The sequence below is a fragment of the Planctopirus sp. SH287 genome (assembly GCF_056500625.1).
The window spans coordinates 5,333,534-5,350,352 of sequence record NZ_CM151403.1 but is presented as its reverse complement, the minus strand read 5'-3'; the positions used below and the strand labels follow the sequence as shown (position 1 = coordinate 5,350,352).

The following is a 16,819-nucleotide window of genomic DNA, read 5'->3' as shown; positions in this document are numbered from 1 at the left end:
CCATTTATTTTTTTTGGGGGGGCAACCCCTCTGACTTATTGAGCAGGCTTTGCGGCTGGCAGTTCGATCAGTTCCAGTTTGCGGATAGCGGATGTCGAGGTAAACGTACTGATCCCCAGTGGCTTTGATGGCGAAACTTCAATCCGGATAGAAAGTTTGACATCGGCCAATTCCTGCTCGATCACCTTCTCTTTATCAATCCAGGCGGTGATTTTGTCGTCCGTGACGCGCAGGCGGATGGTGTACCACTTGTTGTTGACCAGAGAATGGTGTGATCCCGTCTGGTTTTCGGAAGCATCCATTCCATCGATACTGGAAAGTCCGACCAGTCCACCACCCCATCCCCCAATGATTAAACTGCAAGGGTCGTTTTTGACGGGAAACGTCAGGCCGCAGAAGAAGTCACTTCCATCAACCCGCATGGCTTCGACGACGATCTCATAATTTGAAGTCGGTAGCTTACCGCCATCCCATGTGACTCCCGTCAGGGGTGACCCCACGCCCATCCGCAATTCGCCATTGACGACAGAGACTTCGCCTTCGCCGCCAAACTCGGTGGATTTCCAGTTCTTGAGCGTCTTGCCATCAAAAAGTTGCGTCACTTTCGGAGCGGGCTTGTCAGCCACTTTTTCGGCAGACTTCTCCGCTTCTGTCTGTTGAGGTTCATGGCAAATGCTGTCAGAAAAGTTCTGATGGAAAACGTCAAACAGTCCCAAGCTGTCTTCCAAAGGGCGATCGATGATCTCCGGCTCAATGAGTTCGGTCTCAATGGCTGTCGCACCGGTAGAAATTGACGGCGTCGTTGCTTCAATCGTGTTGGGGAAAGCGATGCTGGCAAAATCGGGAGCCACCGGAGGAGTAATCATGGTGTCGGTCGAACCGACGGACGCTGCTCGCAGTCCAGGAGCACCAGCGGTTGTGGCCAGCGAGACTGTTGCATTGGTGGAAATTTCACTGATCGTGCTGTTGTCAGCCACCCGCCTCTTGAGGGACATGCTCGGGGATGTCCGGGACAATTCTGCCGTCACACCAACATCGGCAATACTATCATCCTCGGCGACTCTGGCGGTTGAATTCCCGTTGCCGGAGAAATCTTCTGAAGAAGAATCGGTACTGGCCCCGGAATTGTTGGCTGCCGAATTATTGGCCGCAGGTAAAGGGGACAGGGGCTGGCAACCATTTCCGAAAACTGCCAAAGAGAGTCCGCCCGTCAGAAGGAGCGGTCGGACTGTCGACTGAAGCCACCATGACGGAGAAACCAGCAGCAGATTCATATCATGTGACATAGCGACCTGGCTCTTAATCAAGTGTGGGCAGGCTTCAGGGGTTTCGCAAGAAATCGCGGGCATTATACAGTATTGGCCGAGGAGATCGTCACACAAAGCATAACAATGTTCCCGTGATTTCCAGCGTCGAAAAATTGCGACCGCTTTCCATTGCCAGGATTTGCATTCGATTTCGCGTTTGACATGCAGTGAAGTCTTCTCTTCCTGGACTTTACAAATGGCTCAACACAACTGGCTCAACGCGAATTCATCACGATGGCAATTCACCAGACGATGGCAAAACCTGTTGTATGTGTCGCGGGCTTTATTCATTCAATAACACCAGGTGCTTCGCCAAGGCCGACTGCCAATCTTGCAGAGGTGCAATTCGCTTCGTGAAGCGAGAGGTGTCCAGCACACTGTAGCCAGGGCGATGAGCGGGAGCGTTGAATTCCGCTGTGGTGATCGATTCTACCCGTGTGGGCAAGCCTTTTAGGCGAAAGATCTCACGGGCAAAGCCGGCCCAGGTGGTCGCGCCGGTATTGGTCAGATGCCAGATTCGGTCGGTCGGACTTTGGTCATCAAAACTCAGAAAGTCTGGCGATGCAATGAGCGCCATGATCCCCTGAGCCACATCACGTGCGGAACTGGGCGTGCACCATTGATCATCCACCACTCTCAGGACTGGGCGCTGGCTCGCGAGCCTCAACATCGTTTGGACAAAGTTTCCTTTTCCCTGTGTGGGCTGCAACCCATATAGTCCACAAGTGCGAACAACATGGCCGCGCGGGCATTGCTTCAGCGTTGCCAATTCGCCATCACGTTTGCTTTGAGCATAGACCGATACCGGCACCGGGAGATCTGTTTCTTGCCAGGGAGTATCGCCCGGCTGCCCGAAGACATGATCAGTGCTGAGGTAAATCAATGGCCGGTTGTGCTCGCGGCACCAGTCGGCCACGTGGCCGGCTCCCTGGCTGTTAATTGCAAACGTGGAATCCACTTCTTGCTCAGCAGCATCCACGCGCGTCTGAGCCGCACAGTTGATTACGACATCAATCGGGCGGCTGCCGAGCTTCTTAAAGACATCCTCGCCCGAGGTAACATCCAGATCCTGTTTATTCAGCAGTTGCAATCGGGAACCTGACAGCGGTTCCAGTAACCGGCGGAACTCATGAGCAAGTTGCCCGCCCCCACCTAAAATGGCAATCGAAAGATCCATGAGCGGCTGCTCTTTCCTGGTTGTATCGTTCAATCAGCAAGAGAACGAGTGCATTGTCAAAGTTGAAAAGCAGGGTTGAACAGGTTGTTAAGTCCGACAACGGAGGACGTTGCGGCGACATCAACCCTAAGGCAAAGCCGTGACACGGCATGAGTTTGTCCCGATTGATTGAAGTGCAAGAAGTTTACGGCAGAATACAAGATCCAGAAAGCAGTGGCCTGCGCGACGCAAAGGCTGAACCACGATCGAAAATGCCGTCATTGTCGAAAGCGAGCCATGTCGACGCCCGATGAACCTTCTCAAGAGAGTCACCCTCGTCGCATGTCGATGCCGGGCTTTCGTCCAGTCGAAGCCCCCGCTGCCACATCTCAAGTTGTGAAAACGATGGCCGATTACCTGGCTTGCCTGCAAGAGGGGGATCGCTGGATTGAAATGGATGAAGGGACATTTCTTCGTCATGATCCGCCCGATGATGTTCATGGAAATATCGTGCGGAATCTGACTCAGGCGATTGCTCCTTTCTTGCGTCAGGGTGGGAAGTACATCCCCTGTTTCGAGTTGCCCCTCCTGCTGGATGCAGAGAAACCGACCATCCGCATCCCGGCTGTCAGTTTTTTTCCGGTCGCCAGAGGTTTCGGAATGATGGATGAACTGGTGACAGCGCAGGTTCCCACGCTGGTGGTCGAGATTGCGTCGTCGCGCTGGCGTCGGGAAGCGATGCCGTCCCGAGTCAAGGACTATCTCATGTGGGGCGTGCAGGCGGTCTGGGTGTTTGATCCCATTTCGCGGCATGTTCATCAGTTTGGAACCGGTGTCCCGCAAAAGATGATCAAAGAAACGGAAACGATGCTGGGCTATCCTTACTTTGAAGAACTCCAGGTGCTGGTCATCGATTTGTTTGCCGATCCGGATTGGCTGCACCCCGCCCGGCCAGCGCAGTGAGCAGTGAGCAGTGAGCAGTGAGCAGTGAGCAGTGAGCAGTGAGCAGTGAGCAGTGAGCAGTGAGCAGTGAGCAGTGAGCAGTGAGCAGTGAGCAGTGAGCAGTGAGCAGATTTTAGAACGTGAAGAAGAAAACTGTTGATATCGCTAAAGTTGATATCGCTAAAATAGGGTGCATCCGTCGTTACGCATCCGGCCCTTCTTCCGCCAGCCGCCTGAGGTAAGTGCCATAAGGGTGTTGCTTGCCAAATTCCTCCGCGAGATGAAGCAGTTCGTGCGTGGTGATCCACCCCATTCGCCAGACAATTTCCTCAATGCAGGCGATTTTCAAACCTTGCCGGGATTCGATGACGCTGACAAACGTGGAGGCTTCAATCAGGGATTCATGGGTGCCGGTATCGAGCCAGGCAATACCCCGCCCCAGCTTTTCAACCTGCAGGAGACCATCATTCAGATAGCTGCGGTTAAGGTCGGTGATTTCCAGTTCCCCACGAGGAGAAGGATTCAGTTGCCGTGCTCTGGCGGGTGCGGAACTGTCATAGAAATAGACGCCGGTGACAGCCCAGTGTGATGGCGGAACGGCGGGCTTTTCGACCAGATCAATGGCTTGCCCCAAGGCGTTCATTGTCACGACACCATAACGCTGAGGGTCGCTCACGTGATACGCAAAGACGGTTGCTCCTTGTGACTGCTGGCTGGCCTGCTGCAGAGATTGGCTCAATCGGTCGCCGTAAAAAATGTTGTCGCCAAGAACCAGACATGATGGCCGGCCAGCGATGAAATCTTCACCGATCAGCAATGCTTCAGCGATTCCTCGGGGAGCGGATTGAGTCGCGTATTGAATCGAAATCCCCCATTGCTCGCCGTTTCCCAGCAGTCGTTCAAAGAGGCTCAGGTCGTGCGGCGTGGTAATAATCAGAATGTCCCGAATGCCCGCCAGCAGATGGACGCTCAAGGAATAATAGATCATCGGCTTGTCATAGACAGGCAGTAGCTGCTTGCTGATCGCTTTGGTCGCGGGAGCCAGGCGGGTGCCAGCGCCTCCTGCCAGAAGCAATCCGACACGAGAGGTCGACGTGTCTTTTTGATCATTACTCAGTGAAAGAGATTGACCAGTCATCTGAAACTCTCGGGATCTGCGGAGAATTGAGTCGTTGAATTTGGCGTGATTGTCGTAGAGCGTAGGGGTGCGGACAAGAAAATAGGTCTGTTAAAAGGCCGCATTCATCGATTCCACATCGAGATGAGTTGGTGATGAGGTTCTTTTGGCCTTATAGTTTAAGAAAACTGCTTCAAAGAAAATCTGCTCAGGGAAAAACGGCGGGGAAAAGTTCCCTCGTTCCTGATCCGACCAGATTTTCACTTTTCAAAAACTCTAACAAAACCTCTGATGCCACAGGATCTGGAAAAGCATTTCACATTTCCAAACAAGCACAACCGGTTTTGTCAGGGCTTTTTATAATGTACTGACGATTGGCCTTTTCTGAGGACGATATCTGTGTTCGCTGGCCCTCTTGTCACGCGGGAATTGCTGACCTCTCCTCGTCAGTTGAAACATTTTGTCATTCGGGCCGGCTATCTCGGCGGGCTTTTTGTTTTGCTCTACACCGCGATTCAGGCCACTTTCGGTCTTCAGCAGGTGCGCAGCCTAGGCGAGCTTTCCCGCTTTGGTGTCCTGGCGTTTCAGATGATTTCGCTGGTGCAACTGACGCTGGTGATTTTCTTCAGTGTCCTCTTTTCAGCCGGCCGCGTTGCTCAGGAGAAAGATCGTCGGACGTTGCTGCTCTTGTTGATGACGGATCTGAAAAGCTTTGAACTTGTGGCGGGTAAGCTGGGAGCCAGCCTGTTATTGCTGGGGGTGCTGCTGGCGGCTTCTCTCCCTGTCCTATGCAGCCTGTTGTTACTGGGAGGAGTCTCGATTTCGCAGTTGATGCTCTCGTTAGTGCTCTGCCTGATGACGGGGCTGGCAGCCGGGGCCTGGGGAAATCTGGTCGCGTTCTGGCGGGAAAAGACTTTTCAGACACTGGCGATCAGCGTGCTGGGAATCGTGCTTTACCTGGGAACGGTGGAGTTGGGAAGTGCGTTGCTGTCGCTGGCTGGCATGTCAGGTTTGGCCGATTTCGTTTCTCTGATGAATCCCTATCGCGGACTGATCACGATTTTCCAGCCACTCACCCGTGAAGCCGCAGGCCAGAGCGCTGTGCAAGTGGCGTTAATCTCATCGGGCTTACAAGCGTTGCTGGCCAGTTTGCTGGTCATGACAACGACGCTTCGACTCCGCATCTGGAATCCCTCCCGCACCATGGGAGAAGCGGCCAAGTCGGAAGACGATCGCTCTTCGGCTCCAGCCCGTAAGCACCGGGAAATCTGGCACAATCCTGTGGTCTGGCGAGAAATCTGTACGCGGGCCTATGGTCGGAAAATTATCTTCATCAAGCTTGCCTATGTCGTGCTGGCCGCTTTGATGATCGGAGCCGCGCTCTATTCCACCGATCCCAATCGCAAACTGCTCGGAATGTTGCCACCAGCCGGTTTTGCGTTTGTCGGACTGGGTCTGGTCTCCATGCTTCTTGTGAATGCTCAAGCCGTGACGGCCTTTACGAGCGAACGGGATGCGGGAACTCTTGAACTGCTACTGGTCACGAATGTGACAGCGAAAGAGTTCATTCTGGGGAAACTGCTGGGAGTGCTTTACAACACGATGGAGTTGTTGATCATCCCCGTGGGGTTCCTGATCTGGTTATTGATTCAAGGGCAATTTGAAGTCCAGCATTTTATCTATCTGACAATCGGTCTGCTGGTGCTTTGCACCTTTTCAGCCATGCTGGGATTGCATTCCGGATTGACCTATCAGAGTTCCCGGACGGCTATCGCGAATAGCCTGGGAACCATTTTCTTCCTCTTCGTCGGCATCTTTATTTGTCTGATGCTGATCGTGCAGGCCAAGTCGTCGTTCTCACTGCAACTCCCCTGCTTCCTGGTCTTTATTCTGGGGGGAAGCATTGGTCTGTGGGTTTCTTTGACGCATCGCAATCCCTCACCCGCACTGACGCTGGCCGCGGGAATCCTTCCGTTTCTGACGTTCTATGCCATTACCAGTTTTCTGCTGGGGCAGACTCTAGGGGTGTGCCTGGCACTCTCGGCGGCGTATGGTTTCACCACGGTGGCCATGCTCATCCCTGCGATCAATAGCTTCGACATGGCTCTGGGACGCTCCACCTCTGAGCGAGGATAATACGCATTCCCTTTGAAATAACGCTCTGTGTGCCATGCTTGCGGCTTTGAGCTGTCGATTGCACACATCTTTCCTGAACTCCATCAGACGACGGCACGGGATTTGCGCCATGCCTGTTTACAGATTTTTATCTGTCAAATTGGCATGGAGTGCATATCATGAGCACGGAAGCAGTGACGATTACGGCAGAACTGGCAGGGATTCAGTTGGGAGATCAGCGAAGTCTTAAAGTTCTGGAAACGCTTGCCGCCAAGCCTCAAGCCAGTATTAACACCGCTTGTCAGGGCTGGGCGGAATCACAGGGAGCCTATCGTTTATTCAACGTCCGCAGGTTTCACCAGAAAAGATCTTAGCCCCGCATCTGGAGGCAACGCGCGAGCGGATGCGGCAGCTACCCGTTGTGCTGATTGTTCAAGATACCACTGAACTCGACTTTACGGCAGACCCTCCGCAAGACGTCCTCTCTCTCGATAGTGAACGCCGTTTTGATTGCGACGATCATACATCGCTCGCAGTGACGCCAGACCGTATCTGCCTGGGTGTCGTGGGTCAGGACTCTTCGATCGTGCACCGAAATCCCTCGGAAAACGGAAGAAACGAGCCTCTTTACCGATCGAAGAAAAGGAAGGCTATCGTTGGCTTAAGGGGTACTATTTAGCCTGTCAGTTAGCAAAAGAATGTCCCGACACGCGGATTGTGAGTGTGGCGGATAGCGAAGCGGATATCTATGAAATCTTCGTCGAAGGTCGAGAGTCAGAGCAGGTCGCCGACTTCCTGATTCGGGCCAAGGAAGATCGGGCCAGCCCTGAGCGGGATCGTGACGCCGGGCCTCGGGCCTACAAGAAAGTCTGGGATGAAGTGCGAGCTTCCCCACTCCGCCTGAAACAGACGATTGAACTGTCCCATACCCCGAAACGACAGGCTCGCGAGGCAAAACTGGAGATCCGTGCCAAGCAGGTGACTATCAAACCACCTCGTGCCAAGGCCGAGATGAAAGAAGTGGTTTACAACATTGTGATCGCCGAAGAGTTGCACCCGCCGGGTGATCAATCGGCGATCCAATGGCTACTCATCACAACCTTGCCAGTAGATACTGATGATCAGGTTCAGACGATCCTGGATTACTATTTAGCTCGCTGGACGATCGAAGTCTACTTTCGCGTGTTGAAGACGGGTTGCACTGTCGAGCAGATTCAACTGGAGACGATGCATCGGCTGAAGAACTGCCTGGCATTTTATAAGATTATCGCGTGGCGAGTTCTTTATACGACACACTATAGCAGAGAGTATCCAGAGTCGCCGTGTGATCTGCTGTTTTCCACCGATAAATGGCAATCGATCTGGCAGGTTGTCAAGAAGAAGTTGCCATCTAAAACCCCGCCCAGCCTGGGCGAGTTTGTCAGACTGCTGGCAGAGTTGGGCGGCTACAACAACCGGAAAAAAGACCCACCCCCAGGCCCGCAAGCCATCTGGGTGGGCTTAAGCCGGATGCTCGACTTCACCATCGCCTGGCAAGCCTTCCAGCAACTCCAGAAAAATAGTTGTGTGTAATAGACAGCGGCTTTTGGATAAGCATGTTTTTTCGATCGTCAACGCGCCATTTCAAGTTGCGATTCGTATAAGATGTTTCGCTTGCTAACGCTCTCCGACGCCGCTTAACGTGGGCGTGCGATACCATCAGTCTGGATCAAGATGCGCAGGAGTGAACGATGGCGAAATACTTGATCTCTTTCCCCGCATCGGCAATGGACGTCCCCGTCGAGGACATGGCCGAAGTCAGCGAGGCGTCACACGCCGTCATTCGAGAAGCGAAGGTCGCCGGTGTCTACGTGTTCGGTGGTGGGATCAATGCGGATACCGCGCCGCTGATGGTCGCGGCAGACGGCGCCGTCACGAATGAGACCTACCCGCAGACGAAGACGTTCGACGGCGGCTTCTGCGTCCTGGAACTTCCGTCGCGCGAAGCTGCCATCCACTGGGCAGCAAAGCTCGCCGCAGCCTGCCGCTGCTCGCAAGAACTCCGCGAATTCATGGACAACCCCGAGAGCTGACCGGCGAGATCGCCATTAGTCTGGAGGTCGCGAATTTGCCCACCCACTCGCTGCCCCTGATCGGCTTGTTTTCATCGGTTCCTGCGTCTTCCGGCACTAATCAGCGAGTCCCGGAATCCCCACTCATACTTGAAAAGCGTTGTGATTCACCGCTTTTCTGTTATGATTGGGGGGGATGAACAGCGTTCAAGGATTCGTCGATTCACAGCTTGCCCGGGGGCGGGGTTTCTTCACGAAACCAACCGCGATGGCTGAGCTTGGCCTATCGCCGGAGGCTCTGAAGGCGGCCATCGCCCGACTATCCCGTAAAGGCGGTCTCGTATCCCCGAGACGGGGATTTTACCTGATTCTGCGGCCTGAAGATCGGGTGCTCGGTGCTCCTGATCCCGCCCGATGGATTGATCCGTTGATGAAGTTTCTGGAAGTTGATTACCGCATCTCCCTACTTCGTGCGGCAGCGTTTCATGGAGCGTCTCATCAGGCCGCGATGGTCTTTCAGGTGATCGCATCACGACAACTTCCAGGCATTGAGATCGGACGCCAAAGAGTCGAGTTTCTGTTCCAGTCACCGAAAGCTTTCTCCCAGGCGAATCGCTCCGAGTGGCTGTCACAACTCAAGACGGATGCAGGGTTCGCCAGGGTTGCTGGCCTGGACTTGACCCTGCTCGACATTTGCCGCTATTTCCATCGGGCCGGTGGAATCAACGGAGCCGCGCAGGCTGTCAACGACCTGGGCCAGAAAGCCAACTCTCGCATTCTCGCCAAAGCCGCCAGCGTTTACGAGAACTCGGCAGTCCGGCGACTTGGCTACCTTCTGGAACGATTTGGGCATTCCCGGCAGGCCAATGCACTGCGGCCCTTTGCTAAAAAGGCCAAGTCTTTCAAGCCGCTCGATCCATCGGTCAAACCCATCGTTCCCGAACTGGCCGCGATGGAGGAACGAAACGCAGACTGGAAACTCCTCATTAATGTGCCGGTAGAGATTGACCAATGATCCCTTTGGCACATATCCAGCAATGGACTGCGCACGCTCCCTGGCCTGACCTGCGACAGGTGGAGCAGGATTTGATAATTTGCCGTGCGTTGTGTGATTTATTTAGCAGTGAGCAGCTACGGGGTAAAATTGCGTTCCGTGGTGGCACAGCGATCAACAAGCTGCTTTTTGATAAGCCGTTGCGGTATTCCGAAGACATCGATCTCGTGCAAACGCAACCAGAACCCATCAAGGAGACGGTAGGGGAGATACGCGACATTCTTTCCTGGCTTGGAAAGTGTAGCTATCAGGCCGCTACGCATTCCGTCCACCTGGCGTACAAGTTCACGCCGGAAACAGGCGACGGCAGCCCGCTCAAACTCAAGATTGAAATGAATACGCGGGAGCACCAGAGTCTTCTGGGCCTGAAAGCCTATCCGTTCGGAGTTGTGAGCGACTGGCATCAGGCGAAGGCCGAGATCATCTCGTTCGAGCCGTAGGAACTTTTCGGAACCAAACTGCGGGCGTTGCTCCAACGAAACAAAAACCGCGATCTGTTCGACCTCAACGAAGGGTTGCTCCAACTCGGGCTAGAACGCGATAAACTGCTTGCGTGCTTCCAGTACTATCTCGATCAGGAAGGCCATTCGATCAGCCGGGCGAACGCGGAAGAACGGATGCTCAAGAAACTCAATCAGAGCTTGACAGAAGACATCGCCCCCTTGCTTCCGGCTGGCGTAAGCTTCAACGACGATGCTGCCATTGCGGCATTTGGACGGGTTTGGGGCGAACTGATCGCTCGAATTCCGGGTGAATCATGGAAATCGTCGAAGGCCGTGATCGAAGCCATCCGCAAGGCAAAAATCCCAGCCTTACTCGACGGCATTTACGAATGATCCCCTTTGGCAGGTCACAGATCAGATACCGCCCTTCTGCGGAGTACGCGGACAGTAAACATCACCACAACGCAACTGCAATACCACTGCAACGTAGTTGGGGTAACAAGACGCCATTTGAACTTTTTCTGGCCGCTTGCAAAGGCTGGAATCATCTCACGACAAGCCTCGTTTTGGCGGCGTGAAGAGGCCCATTCACAGCCGTCTTTGCTGAGACCAATTCAGGTCTCTTTGTGAACGATCATCGGCTTCTCCATCAGAAGCACACAATGGCCATCAGGGTCGGTCACGGTTGCAGATCGGCCCCATTCAGCCGAATGCGGTTCTCGTTTAAGAGTGCCGCCATTCATCGTCGCTTCTTCCACGGCTTGGTCAACGCATGACACATGGAAGCCAAAAGTCATCGAGGAAGTCGCCTGCTGGCCTTTGCGATTTTGGCAGATTTCAAAAACGCAATCACCGTCGATGCTGGCGAAATGATCTCCGCAAGGCGGGTGAGAATGCCGTTCAAAGCGCAGCCCAAGCGATTTATAGAACGTGACGGACTTCTCGATATCCTTCGAGAAGATCACGAGCAGTCCCAAGCCTCGATTACTGAAATTTGATTTCTCGAACATCTCTGGTATCCGCAAAAACGGCTTGAATGAGAAGTTTGCCTCCCATTGCTTCAATGACTTGTCGCAAAGATGAGACCTTCACGTCTTTGCGACGCTCCAGCTTGGAATACGTTGCCTGCTTTACGCTGAGTTGTTCGGATAAAGCCTCTTGCGACATGCCCCGTTCATGCCGAATCTCAGAAATCTTCAATTGTCGTGGCTTTGTACTTCGTTGATCGAAGACGAGCGAAGCGACACGGTGGAAAGCTGCCTGCTCCGTTGCGTACCATTCATTTGGAGAGTCGAACAGTCCTTCACTCGCCGAGGAGTCATCATGGAAGGATGAAATCCCAAAGCCGTGTTCCTTCTTCCACTCGACGCCGACCTCGAACTCACCAACAAGCAGGTTCAAGAACTGGAAGCCATTCGGATCATCTGACTTCCGAGTTTCGATCTCGGCATCTGGGAATTGAGTTTTGAGGTCTTGGCTCAGTTGATCGACTGGTGACATTGGGGTGACTCCCATTTCGTATGCGCCCGTTACCGAAAAGCTAGAGATTGTCGTTGGCAAGTTTGGGACAGAATCCGTTGATATTTTGGCTATCCGAGCCAGCCTTTGAATAAAGAACTTCGATAGCTCCATTTCTGCGACGTTTTGACCGAATCTCGATGGCTCCATTCGCAGCGATGTACGTGATGTGCCTCAAGTTGTCGAAACGCTTCACTTCGCAGCCCTCGACGCTCGACATTCGATCCGATTGTGGAGGAAACATTCGATCCAAGGTCATCCATCGTTCTGGCTCGTTCGGTAGACCGCTCATCTCGTCCTCAACCTGATCGAGCGTCGAGCAGAGAAGCCGGTACGCCTCATCAAATGACGAAGCGGCCCCTGCTTCACCGAGTCGCCGAAAGAACTCAGCCAGCCGCTCTGCTTTCGACGGAGTTCCTTCCATTCGTTTAGTCTCCGAAGTCTTCCGTCTTGATCTTCGACCAGATGAATTATAGCCTTTAAAGAATAGTCAGTAAAGTGACTATCCTGACCTGTTTGCCTTCCCCATCAAATGGCCGTCAAATAAAACGCCAGCTTCTCAGTAATCCACAAGTGATTATCAGGATTGGCATTGCGATTTTTTCTCAACCGTTCGAAAAAGGCACCCTTCCTGTCAAAATGGCGTCAAAAATGCCCTTCGGCCAATAGAACCACGAAGCCATTGATTACTTGCGGTCAAACTCATTGAAATGTACGACCGTTTTTACCGAAGTGATCGAGATGAGGGTCTCGTTCAGCCCCGTGAAATCCTTGACCACCACAAAGCCCTGACCAATCTCCAAAACCACGTGAGATTGGGGCAGTTTTGAATCGCCGTCAATAACGGTCAACAGATACCTCTCGCCGGTCGCCAAGCTCACGAAGATGCGGCTCGACGATGAAATCGATCACCAGACCTACGCCGAGATGTTCCCCAAGCTGAAGGATGAAGCGGCTCGATTGCTGCTGCATCTGGAACGAAAGGCCCGCACCTGCCTCGAAATTTCGACCATTACAGTCAAAGCGTTTGATGTTTCGCAAGTCCTTCGGCAGAAGTGGGTTAGAGCAGATTACGCCGTGAAGCGTCGAATTCTCGAAATCCTCTGTTTGAACTGCCGCCTCGACGACATAAGTCTAGTCCCCACAATGAGAAAGCCCTTCGACGTTCTCGCCGAAGGGCTCATTTCTAAAAATAGTCGGAGTGGCGGGATTTGAACTTGTTGCCTGATGAGGGTGGCTTGGGCTTTGTTTCTTCTGAGGTTTTCTATGTCACGCTCAGAGCCTGGTCAGGTTGCCAGAAGGGTGGTTGAAGATGGGTTTGCTTGTGCTTTATCCCTGCACAGCAATCGCTTACACAAACGCGCCAGGCGTTTGTTCGCTGCCGGTTCTGGTGAACTCGGGATCCACCATCGGGGCGGGCTGTCGGTTGAGGCGGTGGAGGCGGTGGGGTTGTAATTCGTGAAAGATTGACGAGCAGCCAGTCGTGCTCACGACCAGCAAGCCTGCCATTGATAGCAAACAAAAAAATAATGATCGGCGGATCATGTTTTTCTCCATTCTGGCCGGCTCACAGACCACGCGGTGATCTCGATTGTTTCTCTGACATGAGCCGCTGACGGGAATTCATTGACGACCTGTCTCCATCGAATGACCTCATTCCCACAACCTGAAGTTGAGGTCAAGCGGTCTTCAGGTTGACAGTCAGGTCGCCATACAGAAAAAAGGGTGATGACTTCAATATTTCAAAACCAGAAACCGTATTCAGCAGATTTGGCCGATTTTTGAGCTGAAAACAGCCAAGGCGTGCTCTTTGCACGATGATTGAAACTATCGACTTTTCTGAATATGCGGATTAGTCAAAGTTAGGCAACTTCTTCGCCGATACTGAAAAGAAACGACGAGCAGTCAATTTCCAAACCGAGTCTGTGTGCACGTGTCTGTGGGGCATACAAATCACGCAATCGCAGGTTGGCTGCATATCGATCAATGGGCGGGAGATGTCTGCCTTATTGATCTCTTGAGGACGGGATGCCATGTCAGAACCTGAGGCAAATGAACCCGTCGATGAAACGCGCCCTCCTCAAGATGAAGGGGCGGCCCCTGTTGACAATGCTGATGGCACTGAGAATGTGGGTGATGAGATCGCCGCAACGTCGATTTCCAGCGAAATGGCTACGAAGGATTCACTTGTTAAGCCTTGGCTGGCCCATCTGGAAACACAACTCACCGCGATCAATCAAGCATTCCAGCGGGCCACTGGGCTGGAAACCACTTTTCGACTCAACAATCCGCCTTTGGATTGGCTGCCCCATCGCCTTTATTCAGAAGCGAATGAACCCGCCTGGCCGGTACTTGATGCTGCCGGACTTGTGGTGGAATTGGAATGGGAAGGACAACGGCTGCTGGCGCTGATTCCAGAATTGGTCGGCCTGCCCGGCTGGTATGCCACTCCTGATGCGACACAAGAAGCAAAATTGCAAACGCTGGCTCAGGAATGGGCCATTCTTCTGCTTCCTCCGACGATCGAAGTCAACACCTCGCGCACGGTGACAGTGGCTCGGCTGGGAACCTATCTCGATGCCATCCCCCAATTGCCCGAATCGTTAGCCAGTGCCGGAATCTCATTGCTGGAAGTGACTCAGCCCGTTGAAGGAAGCGACCTTGGTTCGTCAACCGCTGAACCGCCAGCGATCCTGCTGATCACCCCCTTGCCTTTGATGAAGCCAGCACCTCTCCCTGATCAGCCAGCGACTCCATTGGCTTCCGAGAGTGACCCGTCAGAGGACGACGCCTGGGAGGCGGCGGCAGCATCTCAGGCTCGCCCAATCTCTGCTGATGTGGAGTATTCGGTTCCTCAACTGGCCGATGAATCAGTGCGGACGACAAAGACCCCGACTGAAATCCCATCGCATTTCCCTGACAACCACCCGTTCACGGGAGGGGAACCAGCGATCAACAACTATTACATGTTGAAGCGACTCTCGGGAATTAAAGTCCAGCTCAGCGTTCGTCTGGCGGAAAAACGGGTTCCTCTATCGGCTCTGCTTCAACTGGGGCCGGGAGCACTTGTGACCTTTAACAAGCCCTGCGAAGACCTGCTGGATATTTACATCGGCAATCGTCAGTACGCACAGGGCGAAGCCGTCAAAATCGGCGAGCATTTCGGCGTGAAGATCAATCGCCTGGGGCCGCCACCTGAAAAACCCAGCAGCCTGATTCTCGATTGAAAAGCGGTCGCCAGAATGAGTTGTGTTGTTCTTGCCATGGCCGGCCGTTCGAGATTCCGTAAGGTGACGTGCTTCTGGTCAGTGACATCAGCCGCCTGTCTCGCGGAGATGAAAAATCTCGAAATCTGCGGTCGATCCCTCGAAGATTCTTTGGTGCCGGGTGAGAAACCTGAACATAATGCGCCCGTTTCTACTGCGGGCACTCAACGATTCGCATTAGAAAGGTCAATCCTGTCGCGTCGCTGAACTTCGTCAAGTGGGCTGATGTTATGAATGCTTTGAGCACTGGTGGTTCCGCGTCTGAAGGCACCTCTGGAGAGCCTGACAAGACATTGATCGGGACTGACGCCGGACTCCACGATCCCACAGGAACCGAGATTCCCTCCGCAACCGTGATCGATCAGGTGGCAAATTCGCCTGCTGTGACTGGTCATGCCAAGCCAAACGATCCTGCTTCAGGAAAGCCGGCTGGAAGCTCTCCCAAGCTGACTCAACTGGGCGACTTTCGATTGATCCGCAAGTTGGGCGAAGGAGGGATGGGCGAAGTCTTTCTCGCTCATCAGGATAGCCTCGACCGAAAGGCGGCTATCAAGGTTCTGTCCAGGAAGCTCTCGGGGAAAGAAGACTTCGTTAAACGCTTCTATCGTGAAGCCCGTTCGATGGCCAAAATTGACCATCCCAACGCCGTTCGGGTTTATGCCGTTGATCAGGATCATGGCGTCCATTTTGTGGCCATGGAATTCATTGACGGCAAGAGCATGCAGTCATGGATGGAAACGCTGGGCCGCCTGTCGATCGGTGATGCCATCCACGTCACCTTAAGATGTGCCGAGGCGATGCACCATGCCCATGCCATGAACATGGTGCATCGCGATATCAAGCCCGACAACATCATGCTCACCGCCAGAGGGCAGGTGAAAGTGGCTGACTTTGGCCTGGCCAAGGCCATGGATGACGAAGACAACTCTTTGACTCAAAGTGGAACGGGCTTGGGAACGCCCTATTACATGGCTCCTGAGCAAGCCCGTAACGCCAAGCATGTCGATGGTCGTTCTGATATCTATGCCCTGGGAGTCACGCTCTATCATTTCCTTACCGGAAAACTCCCCTTCGGCGGGAACACCACCATTGAACTGATCATGAATAAGGAGCAGGGAAAGTTTCCCCCCGCAAAAAAATCCAACCCTGAGATCCCGGAGAAGCTGGATCTGATCATCGATAAAATGATGGCCGCTTCGCCGGAACAACGATTCAAGAACTTTGAAGAAGTGATCCGGCACCTGTCCTCACTGGGGTTGGAGAATCGTTCGCTGAGCTTCATCGCTGGAAGTGATAAAGCGGTCAGTGCCGCGACAACCACCAGTGTGCACCAGCCAATGACCAACACCAAAGCCGTCCCAGTCGTCAGCCGCAGTTCTGCCGAAGACGCTCAGCATCAAAAGCTGGCGGCTCAGGGGGATCTGGTCTATGCCATTCAGTTTATTGATGCTCAGGGAAAGCCCAGTGCTGCCAAGATGACTGCGGCGGCGATTTTGAAGGGAATCAAAGCCGGGATCATTGATCAGAGAGCCAAGGTCAAGAAACCTGGTTCGTCATCGGTGCTTCCCATTGCCCAGCTCCCGGAATTTGAAAACGCCATTCAAGGGTTACTGGTCAAGCAGGAGGCGGATAAAAAAGGACGTGACATGCAGGCGATCTATGCCCAGATTGACCGCCAGCAGCAGTGGCGAAAATTCACCCGGAAAATACAGGCGATTTTCTCAGGCGCCCTGGGCTGGGTCAGTCTGCTGGTCTGGTTGGGACTGATTGCCGCTGCGGGCTATGGCATTTATCTCCTTTTGCCAACACTACGGGGCTATCTGCCCTTTCTCGAAAAGCTCCAGGGGTAG

Annotated in this window: 16 protein-coding genes and 1 pseudogene; 10 read left to right on the top strand and 7 right to left on the bottom strand. The window is 53.5% G+C overall.

The window, feature by feature from the left end; all coding sequences use genetic code 11:
• Positions 1-35 precede the first annotated feature (35 nt).
• A complete protein-coding gene (locus SH287x_RS19910; protein WP_479516156.1) occupies positions 36-1,286 on the bottom strand; it encodes a 3-keto-disaccharide hydrolase in 1,251 nt (416 codons plus the stop codon).
• Positions 1,287-1,590: 304 nt separating this feature from the next.
• The gene (gene rfbD / locus SH287x_RS19905) at positions 1,591-2,484 is read right to left on the bottom strand and encodes a dTDP-4-dehydrorhamnose reductase (protein ID WP_479516155.1); all 894 of its coding nucleotides are present in this window, start codon (positions 2,482-2,484) and stop codon (positions 1,591-1,593) included.
• A gap of 276 nt (positions 2,485-2,760) precedes the next feature.
• Between rfbD and SH287x_RS19900 the strand changes: the two genes are divergently transcribed.
• A complete protein-coding gene (locus SH287x_RS19900; RefSeq protein ID WP_479516154.1) occupies positions 2,761-3,426 on the top strand; it encodes a Uma2 family endonuclease in 666 nt (221 codons plus the stop codon).
• A 181-nt stretch (positions 3,427-3,607) separates the two neighbouring features.
• On the opposite strand, the gene rfbA is transcribed toward SH287x_RS19900, so the two are convergent.
• On the bottom strand, positions 3,608-4,543 hold the full coding sequence (rfbA, locus tag SH287x_RS19895; RefSeq protein WP_479516152.1) for a glucose-1-phosphate thymidylyltransferase RfbA: 936 nt from the start codon (positions 4,541-4,543) through the stop codon (positions 3,608-3,610).
• A 378-nt stretch (positions 4,544-4,921) separates the two neighbouring features.
• On the opposite strand from rfbA, the gene SH287x_RS19890 reads away from it, so the two are divergent.
• The 6 genes and pseudogenes from SH287x_RS19890 to SH287x_RS19865 all read left to right on the top strand — a co-directional run bounded on the left by SH287x_RS19890 (position 4,922) and on the right by SH287x_RS19865 (position 10,578).
• Positions 4,922-6,658, top strand: coding sequence for an ABC transporter permease (locus tag SH287x_RS19890; RefSeq protein WP_479516150.1), 1,737 nt, complete (start codon positions 4,922-4,924; stop codon positions 6,656-6,658).
• A 158-nt stretch (positions 6,659-6,816) separates the two neighbouring features.
• Entirely contained in the window at positions 6,817-7,011 is a 195-nt protein-coding gene (locus SH287x_RS19885) for a transposase DNA-binding-containing protein (protein ID WP_479516149.1), read from the top strand.
• 136 nt (positions 7,012-7,147) lie between these two features.
• Positions 7,148-8,209, top strand: coding sequence for an IS4 family transposase (locus tag SH287x_RS19880; RefSeq protein WP_479516148.1), 1,062 nt, complete (start codon positions 7,148-7,150; stop codon positions 8,207-8,209).
• Between the two features lie 158 nt (positions 8,210-8,367).
• A complete protein-coding gene (locus tag SH287x_RS19875) occupies positions 8,368-8,709 on the top strand; it encodes a YciI family protein (RefSeq protein ID WP_479516147.1) in 342 nt (113 codons plus the stop codon).
• Positions 8,710-8,884: 175 nt separating this feature from the next.
• Positions 8,885-9,703 carry a type IV toxin-antitoxin system AbiEi family antitoxin domain-containing protein gene (locus SH287x_RS19870; RefSeq protein WP_479516145.1) on the top strand — a complete coding sequence of 273 codons (819 nt, stop codon included), beginning with the start codon at positions 8,885-8,887 and terminating at the stop codon, positions 9,701-9,703.
• Positions 9,700-10,578, top strand: a pseudogene (locus SH287x_RS19865) (nucleotidyl transferase AbiEii/AbiGii toxin family protein). Before SH287x_RS19870 ends, SH287x_RS19865 begins: the two are co-directional and overlap by 4 nt.
• 221 nt (positions 10,579-10,799) lie before the next feature.
• On the opposite strand, the gene SH287x_RS19860 reads toward SH287x_RS19865, so the two are convergent.
• The 4 genes from SH287x_RS19860 to SH287x_RS19845 form a co-directional block, all read right to left on the bottom strand.
• A complete protein-coding gene (locus SH287x_RS19860; RefSeq protein ID WP_479516144.1) occupies positions 10,800-11,195 on the bottom strand; it encodes a VOC family protein in 396 nt (131 codons plus the stop codon).
• Positions 11,170-11,685, bottom strand: coding sequence for a helix-turn-helix domain-containing protein (locus SH287x_RS19855; protein ID WP_479516142.1), 516 nt, complete (start codon positions 11,683-11,685; stop codon positions 11,170-11,172). Before SH287x_RS19855 ends, SH287x_RS19860 begins: the two co-directional genes overlap by 26 nt.
• 40 nt (positions 11,686-11,725) lie before the next feature.
• A complete protein-coding gene (locus SH287x_RS19850; protein WP_479516141.1) occupies positions 11,726-12,127 on the bottom strand; it encodes a hypothetical protein in 402 nt (133 codons plus the stop codon).
• Between the two features lie 262 nt (positions 12,128-12,389).
• Entirely contained in the window at positions 12,390-12,554 is a 165-nt protein-coding gene (locus tag SH287x_RS19845; protein ID WP_479516140.1) for a hypothetical protein, read from the bottom strand.
• Positions 12,555-12,588: 34 nt separating this feature from the next.
• On the opposite strand from SH287x_RS19845, the gene SH287x_RS19840 reads away from it, so the two are divergent.
• The 3 genes from SH287x_RS19840 to SH287x_RS19830 all read left to right on the top strand — a co-directional run bounded on the left by SH287x_RS19840 (position 12,589) and on the right by SH287x_RS19830 (position 16,819).
• On the top strand, positions 12,589-12,918 hold the full coding sequence (locus SH287x_RS19840) for a hypothetical protein (RefSeq protein WP_479516139.1): 330 nt from the start codon (positions 12,589-12,591) through the stop codon (positions 12,916-12,918).
• Between the two features lie 818 nt (positions 12,919-13,736).
• Positions 13,737-14,930: a FliM/FliN family flagellar motor switch protein gene (locus SH287x_RS19835; protein WP_479516138.1), complete on the top strand. Its 1,194-nt coding sequence runs from the start codon at positions 13,737-13,739 to the stop codon at positions 14,928-14,930.
• Positions 14,931-15,199: 269 nt separating this feature from the next.
• Complete coding sequence (locus tag SH287x_RS19830) at positions 15,200-16,819, top strand: serine/threonine-protein kinase (RefSeq protein ID WP_479516137.1); 1,620 nt, start codon at positions 15,200-15,202, stop codon at positions 16,817-16,819.

What these genes read in the sequence shown, in the direction of transcription:
- SH287x_RS19910 (WP_479516156.1), bottom strand. Translation starts at nt 1,286, where the DNA reads ATGTCACATGATATGAATCTGCTGCTGGTTTCTCCGTCATGGTGGCTT.
- rfbD (WP_479516155.1), bottom strand. Translation starts at nt 2,484, where the DNA reads ATGGATCTTTCGATTGCCATTTTAGGTGGGGGCGGGCAACTTGCTCAT.
- SH287x_RS19900 (WP_479516154.1), top strand. Translation starts at nt 2,761, where the DNA reads ATGTCGACGCCCGATGAACCTTCTCAAGAGAGTCACCCTCGTCGCATG.
- rfbA (WP_479516152.1), bottom strand. Translation starts at nt 4,543, where the DNA reads ATGACTGGTCAATCTCTTTCACTGAGTAATGATCAAAAAGACACGTCG.
- SH287x_RS19885 (WP_479516149.1), top strand. Translation starts at nt 6,817, where the DNA reads ATGAGCACGGAAGCAGTGACGATTACGGCAGAACTGGCAGGGATTCAG.
- SH287x_RS19875 (WP_479516147.1), top strand. Translation starts at nt 8,368, where the DNA reads ATGGCGAAATACTTGATCTCTTTCCCCGCATCGGCAATGGACGTCCCC.
- SH287x_RS19870 (WP_479516145.1), top strand. Translation starts at nt 8,885, where the DNA reads ATGAACAGCGTTCAAGGATTCGTCGATTCACAGCTTGCCCGGGGGCGG.
- SH287x_RS19860 (WP_479516144.1), bottom strand. Translation starts at nt 11,195, where the DNA reads ATGTTCGAGAAATCAAATTTCAGTAATCGAGGCTTGGGACTGCTCGTG.
- SH287x_RS19855 (WP_479516142.1), bottom strand. Translation starts at nt 11,685, where the DNA reads ATGTCACCAGTCGATCAACTGAGCCAAGACCTCAAAACTCAATTCCCA.
- SH287x_RS19850 (WP_479516141.1), bottom strand. Translation starts at nt 12,127, where the DNA reads ATGGAAGGAACTCCGTCGAAAGCAGAGCGGCTGGCTGAGTTCTTTCGG.
- SH287x_RS19840 (WP_479516139.1), top strand. Translation starts at nt 12,589, where the DNA reads ATGCGGCTCGACGATGAAATCGATCACCAGACCTACGCCGAGATGTTC.
- SH287x_RS19835 (WP_479516138.1), top strand. Translation starts at nt 13,737, where the DNA reads ATGTCAGAACCTGAGGCAAATGAACCCGTCGATGAAACGCGCCCTCCT.
- SH287x_RS19830 (WP_479516137.1), top strand. Translation starts at nt 15,200, where the DNA reads ATGAATGCTTTGAGCACTGGTGGTTCCGCGTCTGAAGGCACCTCTGGA.